General features: G+C 56.4%; 10 protein-coding genes and 1 pseudogene. 4 read left to right on the top strand and 7 right to left on the bottom strand.

The annotated features are described in order from the left end of the window. On the top strand, positions 1-197 hold a 197-nt coding region (locus ACI9KD_RS15670), incomplete at its 5' end, for a helix-turn-helix domain-containing protein (RefSeq protein WP_414982110.1). Here ACI9KD_RS15670 and trpC read toward each other — a convergent pair. The 7 genes from trpC to ACI9KD_RS15635 form a co-directional block, all read right to left on the bottom strand. Beyond that, positions 194-997, bottom strand: a complete 804-nt coding sequence (gene trpC, locus ACI9KD_RS15665) for an indole-3-glycerol phosphate synthase TrpC (RefSeq protein WP_414982109.1) — start codon at positions 995-997, stop codon at positions 194-196. The two genes, ACI9KD_RS15670 and trpC, sit on opposite strands and share 4 nt — an antisense overlap. Further along, positions 994-2,052 (bottom strand): anthranilate phosphoribosyltransferase, encoded by a 1,059-nt coding sequence (gene trpD, locus ACI9KD_RS15660; protein ID WP_414982108.1) that lies wholly within the window; start codon positions 2,050-2,052, stop codon positions 994-996. The genes trpC and trpD overlap by 4 nt, the downstream gene beginning before the upstream one ends. A 3-nt stretch (positions 2,053-2,055) precedes the next feature. Continuing rightward, on the bottom strand, positions 2,056-2,661 hold the full coding sequence (locus ACI9KD_RS15655; protein ID WP_414982107.1) for an anthranilate synthase component II: 606 nt from the start codon (positions 2,659-2,661) through the stop codon (positions 2,056-2,058). Beyond that, on the bottom strand, positions 2,661-4,148 hold the full coding sequence (gene trpE / locus ACI9KD_RS15650; protein ID WP_414982106.1) for an anthranilate synthase component I: 1,488 nt from the start codon (positions 4,146-4,148) through the stop codon (positions 2,661-2,663). Before trpE ends, ACI9KD_RS15655 begins: the two co-directional genes overlap by 1 nt. A 233-nt stretch (positions 4,149-4,381) precedes the next feature. Then, a complete protein-coding gene (rpe, locus tag ACI9KD_RS15645; RefSeq protein ID WP_414982105.1) occupies positions 4,382-5,053 on the bottom strand; it encodes a ribulose-phosphate 3-epimerase in 672 nt (223 codons plus the stop codon). Beyond that, positions 5,050-5,772, bottom strand: a complete 723-nt coding sequence (gene murU, locus ACI9KD_RS15640; RefSeq protein ID WP_414982104.1) for an N-acetylmuramate alpha-1-phosphate uridylyltransferase MurU — start codon at positions 5,770-5,772, stop codon at positions 5,050-5,052. The genes rpe and murU overlap by 4 nt, the downstream gene beginning before the upstream one ends. Then, complete coding sequence (locus ACI9KD_RS15635; RefSeq protein WP_414982103.1) at positions 5,759-6,757, bottom strand: aminoglycoside phosphotransferase family protein; 999 nt, start codon at positions 6,755-6,757, stop codon at positions 5,759-5,761. The genes murU and ACI9KD_RS15635 overlap by 14 nt, the downstream gene beginning before the upstream one ends. A gap of 182 nt (positions 6,758-6,939) precedes the next feature. Here ACI9KD_RS15635 and ACI9KD_RS15630 point away from each other — a divergent pair, with 182 nt between their 5' ends. The 3 genes and pseudogenes from ACI9KD_RS15630 to ACI9KD_RS15620 all read left to right on the top strand — a co-directional run. After that, entirely contained in the window at positions 6,940-9,429 is a 2,490-nt protein-coding gene (locus tag ACI9KD_RS15630; protein ID WP_414982102.1) for an LPS-assembly protein LptD, read from the top strand. After that, on the top strand, positions 9,413-10,750 hold the full coding sequence (locus tag ACI9KD_RS15625) for a peptidylprolyl isomerase (protein WP_414982101.1): 1,338 nt from the start codon (positions 9,413-9,415) through the stop codon (positions 10,748-10,750). The genes ACI9KD_RS15630 and ACI9KD_RS15625 overlap by 17 nt, the downstream gene beginning before the upstream one ends. Then, positions 10,734-10,950, top strand: a pseudogene (locus tag ACI9KD_RS15620) (4-hydroxythreonine-4-phosphate dehydrogenase PdxA); the annotation flags it as partial. The gene ACI9KD_RS15625 and the pseudogene ACI9KD_RS15620, both read left to right, overlap by 17 nt.

Genomic DNA, 10,950 nt, shown 5'->3' with positions numbered 1-10,950 from the left:
ACACCCTTATCGATCTATCCAAGCAGCCGGATGCTATGACACATCCCGAAGGCATGCAGATCAAGATTACCCGTCAGGAGTTAGGCAAAATCGCAGGTTGCTCCCGGGAAATGGCCGGGCGAGTCCTGAAAACTCTGGAACAGGAAGGCTTGGTGTCCGTGGCAGGCAAGACCATCGTGGTCTACGCAACTCACTAAGACGCGAACAGTTCCCGTAGCGCCTGCCCTGGATCCTCGGCGCGCATAAAAGCCTCTCCTACCAAAAATCCGGGCACGCCCGCAGCACGCATCTTTATCACATCGCCCCGCGTATGAATGGCACTTTCGGTGACCACCAGTTTGTCTTCGGGTATCAACGGAAGTAATGCCAGCGTGGTGTCCAGGCTGGTTTCAAAATTACGCAGATTGCGATTATTGATACCCAAAAGCGGCGTATCGAGTTCCAAGGCGAGCTCGAGCTCGGCTTGATCATGAATCTCTACCAGCACATCCAAACCGTAGTGACTCGCCGCTGCCGACAACTCGCGGAGCTTAGTCAAATCCAAGGCTGCAACGATTAGCAATATTGCATCAGCACCCATACTCCGCGCTTCAGCAATCTGATAGGCGTCAACCGTAAAATCTTTGCGCAACACCGGTAGATCGCAGGCAGACCGAGCGGCTTGTAAATACGCTTCACTGCCTTGAAAAAAATCGCGATCAGTAAGTACCGAAAGACAGGTAGCACCGCCACGCTGGTACTGCGCGGCGATAGTCGCGGGCTCAAAGTGCTCTCTAATCACGCCTTTGCTCGGCGATGCCTTTTTTACTTCGGCGATCACCGCGGGAGCCGCACTTGCTGCACAGCGTTGCATCGCAGCAGTGAAGCCTCGCACAGGCGCCTGCGCCGCCAGCGTCGCCTCGAGATCGGCAAGCGAGATCTTAGCCTGACGCTCTCGAATCTCTTCTGCCTTGCGCGCTAGAATCTTCTGCAAAACGTCTGGTAACGATGCACTCATGCGCCCTTTTCCTCCCGCATCAGTTGCGTCATATCCACAAAAGCTTTGAGCTTTTCCCCCGCCTGCCCCGTAGACAAGAGATCCTCCGCCAACGCCACTCCATCAGCCAGCGATGATGCAATCCCGGCAACATAAATGGTAGCGCCGGCATTCATAGCAATGATCTGCCTGGCCTTCTGTGGATCCGTCTCACCATCTTGAGTGCTACGGCCTAACAGCGCAGCCCGAATAAGTTTGGCCGATGCCTGCGCCGAACCCACAGACAAGCCACCAAGGTCCGTCGCTGAGAGTCCAAAGTCTTCAGGGCTGATGGTGTAGCAATGCACCTCTCCGCCACGGAGTTCCGCTACTTTTGTGGGCGCCGCAATAGAGATCTCATCAAGTCCATCCTCTGAGTGCACCACCATCGCGTGCTCACTACCCAGTGCCTTTAGGGCGTAGGCCATGGGTTCGCACAACGCCCCGCTATAAACACCCAACAACTGTCGTTTGACCTTTGCGGGATTCGTCAGCGGCCCAAGTAAATTGAACAAGGTCCTAAGACCCAGCTCACGCCGGGGTCCAATGGCATAGCGCATGGCACTGTGATGTGCCGGCGCAAACATAAACCCCAGCCCCACATCTTCAATTGCCCGAGCTACCTGCTCAGGACTGAGGTCCAGGGGAACACCCAACGCTTCAAGTACATCGGAACTCCCACTGGTGCTGGAAACGGAGCGATTGCCGTGCTTAGCAACTCGCGCGCCCGCCGCCGCAACAACAAAACAGGCCGCGGTAGATACATTGAACAGATTCGCGCCGTCACCACCCGTGCCTACGAGATCGACCAGGTAATCGCCCTGCACAGCTACCGGGGTGGCCAGATCACGCATAACACCCGCCGCCGCCGCTATCTCATCGATGGTTTCGCCTTTGATACGCAGCGCCATCAATAAGCCACCAATCTGCGCATCGGTAGCATCCCCCGACATGATTTGGCGCATGACTGCCGCCATTTCATCCCCGGTAAGATCTTCCTGTTCGGCGACGCGGGCCAGAGCCTGCTGAATATCCATCACTTAACTCTCCCCTTTACGCTGCGGGACAGACTGCTGCAAAAAATTCTTCAGCAGCGCGTGCCCATGCTCGCTAAGCACCGACTCCGGGTGGAACTGAACCCCCTCGGCGCCGGTCTCGCGATGCCGCAATCCCATGATCTCATCGACTTCGCCGCGCTCATCCACAGTCCAGGCGGTCACATCAAAGTCACTGGGCAAGCCAGCTCTGGCCACCACCAGCGAGTGATAGCGCGTGGCGACAAACGGCGACGGTAGTCCACTGAATACCCCGCTGCCGTCGTGATGGATATCGGATGTTTTTCCATGCATCACCTGCCGTGCTCGAACGACTTGGCCACCATAGACCTGCCCAAGGCTCTGATGCCCCAGACATATACCCAGAACCGGTAGTTTCCCCGCAAACTGGCGAATCACCTGCATAGAAACACCCGCTTCATTGGGCGTACAGGGGCCGGGAGAAATCACAATGCGCTGTGGGGCCAGGGACTCAATCTCATCGACGGTAATCTCATCGTTGCGAAACACCTGCACTTCCGCCCCAAGCTCCGCCAGATACTGCACCACGTTATAGGTAAACGAATCGTAGTTATCGATCATCAGCAACATTAGCTTTGCTCCCCGGCGTCAACCATGGCTGCCGCACGCAAGATTGCCCGGGCCTTGTTCAAGGTTTCCTGCCACTCGGTGCTGGGAACAGAATCTGCTACGACGCCCGCACCAACTTGTATGTGCAACTCACCGTCTTTGAGCACCGCTGTACGAATAGCAATAGCGGTATCCATGTCCCCTGCCCAGGACAGATAGCCCACGGCGCCGCCATAAATGCCGCGTTTTACCGGCTCCAGCTCGTCAATGATTTCCATGGCTCGGATTTTGGGAGCTCCACTAAGCGTGCCTGCAGGCAGTGCGGCGCGCAGCGCATCCATGGATGAGAGCTCTTCCTGCAACTGACCTTCGACATTAGAAACGATATGCATCACATGAGAATAGCGTTCCACCTGCATGTTCTCAGTGAGCTGGACACTACCGGTCTGAGCGATACGCCCGACGTCATTCCGCCCCAGATCGATGAGCATGAGGTGCTCCGCAATCTCTTTGGGGTCTGCAAGTAACTCCACCTCCAACGCCTGATCTTCAGCTTCGGACTTACCTCTGTGTCGCGTTCCGGCAATGGGCCGGACCGTGACCTTGCCTTGCTCTACGCGGACCAGAATCTCCGGCGATGAGCCCACCACCTGAAAATCATCAAGATCCAGAAAGTACATATAGGGTGAGGGATTGAGGTTGCGCAACGCCCGGTACAAATTCAGCGGAGGCGCAGAGAACGGCAGGGTCATGCGCTGCGAAGGCACCACCTGCATGACATCACCGGCCAGCACATAATCTTTGACGGTATTGACCGCCGCCTCGTACTCACTCTGACTGAGGCTGAACCGTGCCTTGGCTTCATGGGAGCTGCCATCCGCACCCGCCAGGGACACTCTTGGCAATGGTGTCAGGGGTGCATCCAGGGACGCGACCAGACTATCGAGTCGCGCATTGGCGGTCTTCAGAGCACCATCGACTCCGGGGTCGACATTGACGATCACGCGCAAGGTGCCCGCCAGATTGTCGAACACCAACACTTCTTCAGAGAGCATCAGCAGGATATCCGGTGTATGTAGTTGATCCTCGGGACAACTCCCGGCCAGCCGGGGTTCTACATAGCGCACGGTATCGTAGGCGAAGTAGCCCACCAGCCCACCGTGAAACACCGGCAAAGCATCCTGCTCAGGGCTGCGAAAACACTGCTGATAAGCCTCTACAAAATCCAGAGGATCGGCGACCTCTTCAGTCCCGATACACTCCCCGTCCACCCAGCTTTCGACACGATGACCATAGACCTTGATCAACTCCCTGCAAGGCAGGCCGATGATCGAATAACGCCCCCACTTCTCGCCACCCTCTACAGATTCAAAGAGATAGGAGTAAGGGCCTTCAGCGAGTTTCCGGTAGGTGGACAGCGGCGTATCAAAGTCCGCCAGCACTTCGCGATGGACGGGCACGCGGTTGTAGCCCTGGGTGGCCAGTGCGGCAAATTCGTCAGTTGTCATGGGATGGTCCTGGAAAGCGAGTTACGGGGCTTGCATAGCAAGAGTGACTAGTCAGGGGCAAAGAAAGCCCGGGCATTCACCATCGCCAGCGTGTCATCTCCCGCATGACCGCGCTTTGGGCCGCAGCCCCGTACGGTCGAGTATTATGTATTCCAGTGTTCATGGTCGTCATTGTAGCCTCGGCGGTGTACTTGGCAAGCGCTTCCATAAGCCCAGAGCTGACTACCAGACCTTTAAGCCGCGCCGGCTAAGGCCGCGCGCATCTCGGCAATGACTGCAGTGTAATCAGGCTTACCAAAGATTGCAGAACCGGCCACGAAAGTGTCGGCACCCGCCGCCGCTATTTCTGCGATATTGGCCGGAGTAACCCCGCCATCCACCTCAAGACGAATATCCAGCCCGGAGGCATCGATGAGCGTCCGCGCCTCGCGCAGTTTAGTCAGCGTCGAAGGTATGAATGATTGCCCACCAAAGCCTGGGTTTACGGACATCAGAAGAATCATGTCCAGCTTGTCCATCACGTAGGTCAGGTCGTCCAGCCCCACATGTGGATTCAAAACCAGGCCTGCCTTACAGCCGGCATCACGAATCATCTGCAGCGATCGATCAACATGAGTCGAACCATCCGGATGGAAGGTTATATAGCTGGCTCCCGCATCGGCGAAGTCTGCAATGAGTTGGTCCACAGGCGAGACCATGAGATGCACGTCAATGGCTGCGGTGACGCCGTGTTTGCGTAAAGCCTTGCAGACCATGGGACCAATGGTGAGATTAGGCACGTAGTGATTATCCATCACATCGAAATGCACGATATCGGCACCTGCGGCCAATACATTGTCGACTTCTTCACCGAGACGCGCAAAATCTGCAGACAATATCGATGGCGCAATCAGATAATCATTCATGTCTTGTCCTTTGCGTAAGCAAGCTCACGTTCAAGTTGTTCGAGGCGCGATGGCGTCCCCACATCAGTCCAACGCCCCGGATAATGCTGCGCAAACAAGCGTTGCTCAACAATTGCCTGTTCGAGTAAGGGCAGCAATGGGCGTTTCCCCGGCGCGTATCCGTTAAAGAAACGCGGATCATACAGTCCTATTCCCGCATACGTGAGGCCGTCGTTCTCCGCTGGAGTGGCTCGACCCTCACAAAGGCCAAAGTCACCGCTGGCGTTATGCTGCGGATTATCGACCAATACCAAATGCGCGGCACCGGATGGCAGGGGTTGATAGAGCAGGTCCTCAAAGGCGTATTCGGTCCAGATATCCGCGTTGATCAATAAAAAAGGTGTCTCACCGAGCTGCGGCAGGGCCTGAATAATGCCCCCTGCCGTCTCCAAAGGTTCATCTTCCCGGCTGTATTGAATCGCACAGCCCCAGCGCCCGCCGTCGCCACAGTGCTCGACGATCTGCTGCCCCAGCCAGGACAGATTAATGACGATGTCTTCAATCCCCGCTTTCACCAGCGCCTCGATGTGATACTCAATCAATGGCTTACCTGCCACGAGCACCAACGGTTTAGGCGTTGTCAGGGTGAGCGGTCGCATGCGCTCGCCTTTACCCGCCGCGAGAAGCATCGCGGTAGTAACTGCCTTGCTGACCGTAGTGGGAGCGCTAGCGGGACGCATGAAACCACGCCTGCTGATAGACGGCCGGCATGACATCCTGATCAAGCCAGGCCGCAAAGCTGGCCAAAGCAGGAACATTGGGATAACGCTCTAGCGTGCTTTGCACATACCCCATCACCCGGGGCAGATCCTGCAGATATCCGGGCTTTGAGTCACGCAGATAGAGTCTTGCGAAGATACCCAACACCTTGATATGCCGCTGCAGTCCCATGAAGTCAAAGTCCATGAGGAAGTCCGCAGCCTCGGGCACTGCAACACCTCTTGCCGCCAGGCGCTCGCGATGCATGAGTGCCCAATCACGGACTCTGGCGTTCGGCCAGCGCAAGTAGCAGTCTTTGAGCAAAGACACCGGGTCATAGGTCAGGGGACCCAACACCGCGTCCTGAAAATCAATGGTGGCAAGGCTTCCATCGGCGAGCAGCATGAGATTTCGTGCATGAAAATCACGATGCACCACCACCTGCGTCTGCGCCAGAGCCCGGTCACAGAGCAAGTTCGCAAGGGCCGCAAAGCTATCTGCAGTATCAGTATGCGCATCCACGCCCAGCAAGCCCTGACAAAACCACTCAGGAAACAATGCCATCTCGCGAGCCAGATGCGCGCGGTCATAGGGCAATACAGAGAAGTCAGCGGCCTCAGCCGTGGCGAGATCCTGCAGCATACCCAGCGCCCCAGCGTAATACTCGTCCACTGTTTGGGCATTCAGCAAAGGTAGAAGCGTCTGATCGCCCAGGTCTTCCAATGCTAAAAACCCCTGCTCCAAATCAGCATGCAGCACTGTGGGCACGCGCAGTCCCGCGGTCGCAAGGCCCTCAGCCAATGCAACAAACTCAGCGTTCTTCTCAGTTTCTGGCGGCGCGTCACATAAAATCACCGATGCGCCCGCGTGAGGCACGCGGAAGTAACGACGAAAACTCGCATCACCGGCAACAGGCAGTAATTCCTGAGGCGTAAGCGACGACCAGGACGCATACCATCGACTCAATTGCTCTGTTCTATCAGCGCAGCTCACACATCTCCAGGGCTTATAGTCATCCGGAATCCACTATCTTGCTTACGGCAATGAGCCGTCTAATATCACTAGCTTAACAAGCTGAGGCCTCGCGTCTAACACCAGCCCCACTGATGCTTTATTATGCGCCGTCCATTGCGCTAAAGCCGCCGCAGATGCCCACAGCTCCATCCAGCAATTTCGTCGTCGACACCCTGTCATCAGGGGGCTTGGCTGTGCCTTTGGGCGTTCAACGCCGGCGCGGATGGTACGCGATGCTACTGCTGTTGTGCGCCGCTGCGGGTGCTGCCCAAGACGACTCGGCGCTGGCAGAGGCAGGGCCAGGGATAGAAGACACCCTAGTGGAAGAGACCATTGAGCCCCGCATTGGCGCTGAGCTTGACTGGATCCCCATCGAGAACGTCCCAAAAGCACTCAGAAACCTGAGCTGCCGCCTGTGCGAGGGTCGCTACATCGACCCGCAGGGAGGTGCTAACGCAGCCAGGAACCCCGACACATCGCCGATCAATGCCAGTGCGAGAAGCACCGAGATTGAGGGCAATACCGTGCGCTTGTCCGGCGGGGTAGAAGTTACTCAGGGCTACCGCGCATTTTCCAGTGATGCCGCCAGCATAGACCGAGAAACCCGCTCGGGGACTCTCGAGGGCAACATCGAACTGAGGGAACCCGGTGTATTACTGCGCGGTGAACGCGGGCAGTTCTATTCGCGCAGTGGCGAAGCGCAGATGGAGAACAGTCAATTTGTACTCCACGAGCAGCAGTTACGCGGCAGTGCGGCCCTACTATCCAGGGACAGTAACGAACTCATTCGCATCGAAGATGGCGAAATGACGTTTTGCGCGCCCGGCGACAACGACTGGCTACTTCAAACCGGACAGCTGGAGCTTGATCTCGAGCGGGGTGTTGGAACGGCGCGAGACGCCACGCTGCGCGCCGGGGGAATCCCGATTTTTTACACCCCCTGGCTAAGCTTTCCCCTCGATGACCGACGACGCAGTGGCCTGATGTTCCCTGCCGTTGGTTCAGACAGTCGCGGCGGCGTCGATATCGGCGTGCCCGTCTACCTCAATCTGGCAGAAAACTACGATCTGCTCTACGCGCCCCGGTATATAGGTCTGCGCGGTATCAACCACGAGTTTGAAGGTCGATATTTGGACCCTTTTAATGGCAATTGGCAGCTTGGCGGAAGCTACATCGGCGACGACGAACAGTACGCGGACGATTTTCCGGACGAGCCGGACGCGAAACGCTGGCTGGCCAATGTTCAGCATCAGGGTGCCTACGGCGGGCGTTGGCGATCACTGATCAATTACAGCAAGGTGTCGGATGTGGATCTTATCCGCGACCTGGAAACCTCGCGCCTTGATTCGCGGCGCGATGTGAATCTATTGCAGCTCGGTCAGGTCAAGTACCTGGGTGAAGACTGGCTTATTACTGCCCAGGCTCAGCAGTTTCAACCGCTGGCCGAAGACATTCGCAACGACTATAAAAAGCTCCCGCAGATCACCGCGCAGTACCGCAGCCAGGGCACGCCCTTCTCGCTAAACCCTATCGGTATGTTGCAGTACTCCAACTTTGACACCGACACGGAAAGCCTGGCGACAGGCCAGCGTATCTACGGCGAGGCTGGAGTCACCTACCCCATGAGCTGGCAGTATGGCTTTTTGAGGTCTACCGCCAAGTATCGGGTGCTTGAGTACGCGTTAGACCGCCAGATCGGGGATCTGGATGAAAACCCGGGCGCTCGTTCGGGCCTTGCAAGCATTGACGCTGGCTTGTTCTTTGAACGTAGCACCCGCTTCGCCAATAAGGACGTCGTGCAAACGCTGGAACCACGCGTCTTTTATCTCTACAGCCAGTATGACGAGCAAACGGATCAGCCAGACTTTGACAGCGCCGAGCTCACTTTTAACTATAATCAACTGTTCAGAGACACCCGGTTTTCCGGAAGAGACCGACTCGATGACGCCAATCAAGTGGCTGTAGGTCTAACTACGCGCTTTTTAGGCGAAAGCAGTGGTGAAGAGCTTTTCAACGCCAGCATCGGTCAGATCGTCTATTTCAACAATCGCCGAGTACGCTTAGGCGCTTCGGCACCGGAGCTTGATCGCTCAAACTCAGAACTCGCGGGTGAATTTAATTTTTATCCCAACGACCGCTTGTCCATGCGCAGTAATCTGCAATACGACCCGTCCACTGGCAAAATGAACTCCGGAAACTTAATAGCCAGCTACACCCGGGATGACGATACGGTGTTCAATGCGGGATACACCTTCAGGCGGCCCGTTTCATTAGTGGGGAACCAACCCACCACTGACCAGGTCAATTTATCTACCTACTACCCAATCAACAACAACTGGCGCTTTTTTATGGCCTGGAACTATAGTCTGGAAGCGAACCGTAGCGTAGAAGATATGGTCGGGATCGAATACGATAGCTGCTGTTGGCAGGTTCGCCTGCTTCATCTGCGCTACTTCGATACCGTTCGCAACGAGATCCCCGACTTTGATTCGCCCAGTCTGGATCGCGAATATGCCACGCAGCTCCAATTTGTGCTCAAAGGCCTGGGCGGTTTCGGAGATGGCGTAGAACAGTTGATGGGCGACATGATTCAAGGATTTAACCGACTTGCGTACAGCAGATAGTAAAACCGCTCTTTATAGACGGCCGCGGGCGCATAGACAGCCGCGGGCGCTTTATAGACACTTACTGGCACTTTTCTGTGCCGGAAGCCTGACGTCCGGCGCTTATGCAGCCACTGAGATGCTCGACCAAGTCGTCGCGATTGTTGACGATGATGTCGTGATGGCCAGTGAGCTTCGGGAGCGTATGGCCACTGTTAACGAAAATATCGCGGCGCAGGGCGCGGAGGCTCCCCCGGAAGACGTGTTGATTCGAGAGACTCTGGACCGCCTGATTCTGGAAAACATACAGATGCAAATGGGCGGACGCTTTGGCGTGCGCATCTCCGATGGACAGTTAGATCAAGCGATGGGACGTATTGCCTCCCAGAATGGTCTCACGCAAGAGCAATTCGCGATGCTCCTGGAACAGGAGGGCCGATCCTACGGAGAGATCAGAGCAAATATTGAACGCGAGATGGTCATTCAGCGTGTACAGCAGGGCAACGTCAATCAGCTGATCCAGATTAGCCCACAGGAGATTGACAACTATCTGTCCACGGAAGAGGGACAAAAGCTTGTACAGCCGGAATATCGCATCGTTCATGCGCTGCTTCCCATGAGTTCGGACACCAGCGATTCCGAAGTCGCGCAGCAAACGGCGTACTGCGAGACCCTGGTTGACCGCATCCGTGGCGGCGAACCCTTTGAGTCAGTCATGGCCTCGGTTCCAGCGGAATACGCGTTTTCTGGCGGTGATCTGGGTTGGCGTAAGCTTGACGACCTCCCCAGCCTCTTTCAGGACGTCGCACCAACCATCGCTCGCAGCGAAACCGCTGATCTTTTCCAAAGCCCCAGCGGCCTGCACATCGTCACGATGGCAGACCAGCGCGGCGGCGGCGACATGACGATCAACCAGACCAAGGTGCGACACATACTCCTCAAGCCTTCAGAGATTCTTACCGACGAACAGGCAAGGGAGCTCGCCGAAGCGCTAAAAGCGCGCGCCGAAACTGATGAGGATTTTGGCGAGCTCGCCAGAGAGTATTCCGAAGACATTGGCTCTGCGACAGAAGGGGGCGATTTAGGCTGGACGAGCCCAGGCCAGATGGTTCCTGAGTTTGAAAACACCATGGCCAGCACAGAGATCGGCAGCATTTCTCAACCGGTGCGTAGCCAGTTTGGCTGGCACATCCTTGAGGTGCTGGATCGACGCGAAAAGGACGTGACCGAGGACATGCGCAAAGCACAGGTGCAGGAGTTTTTGCACAGTCGCAAGTATCAGGAAGAGCTCGACGCCTGGCTGCGCCAAATACGTGACGAGGCCTTTGTCGACATCAAGTAAGCTACCGAGGCTGGCGATCTCTGCAGGCGAACCTGCGGGGATTGGTCCGGATGTCATCCTCGCAGCATCCCAACGTGATTGGCCGGCCGAACTGGTAGTCATCGCGGATCAAGGGATGCTGGAGGCGCGGGCAGCGTTATTGGGCCTGCAGCCACGCTTTATTGCCTATGACCCTGATGCCGAGCGAATCAGCAGCGCCG

This window comes from Congregibacter sp. (genome assembly GCF_047617445.1).
Taxonomy (GTDB): domain Bacteria; phylum Pseudomonadota; class Gammaproteobacteria; order Pseudomonadales; family Halieaceae; genus Congregibacter.
Note: the sequence above shows the minus strand (reverse complement) of the source record. Positions and strands in the feature narration are given on the sequence as shown.

Excerpts from the sequence above, each read along its gene's own strand:
- trpE (WP_414982106.1), bottom strand. The coding sequence starts at position 4,148 with ATGACAACTGACGAATTTGCCGCACTGGCCACCCAGGGCTACAACCGC.
- trpC (WP_414982109.1), bottom strand. The coding sequence starts at position 997 with ATGAGTGCATCGTTACCAGACGTTTTGCAGAAGATTCTAGCGCGCAAG.
- ACI9KD_RS15655 (WP_414982107.1), bottom strand. The coding sequence starts at position 2,661 with ATGTTGCTGATGATCGATAACTACGATTCGTTTACCTATAACGTGGTG.
- ACI9KD_RS15630 (WP_414982102.1), top strand. The coding sequence starts at position 6,940 with ATGCCCACAGCTCCATCCAGCAATTTCGTCGTCGACACCCTGTCATCA.
- murU (WP_414982104.1), bottom strand. The coding sequence starts at position 5,772 with ATGCGTCCCGCTAGCGCTCCCACTACGGTCAGCAAGGCAGTTACTACC.
- trpD (WP_414982108.1), bottom strand. The coding sequence starts at position 2,052 with ATGGATATTCAGCAGGCTCTGGCCCGCGTCGCCGAACAGGAAGATCTT.
- rpe (WP_414982105.1), bottom strand. The coding sequence starts at position 5,053 with ATGAATGATTATCTGATTGCGCCATCGATATTGTCTGCAGATTTTGCG.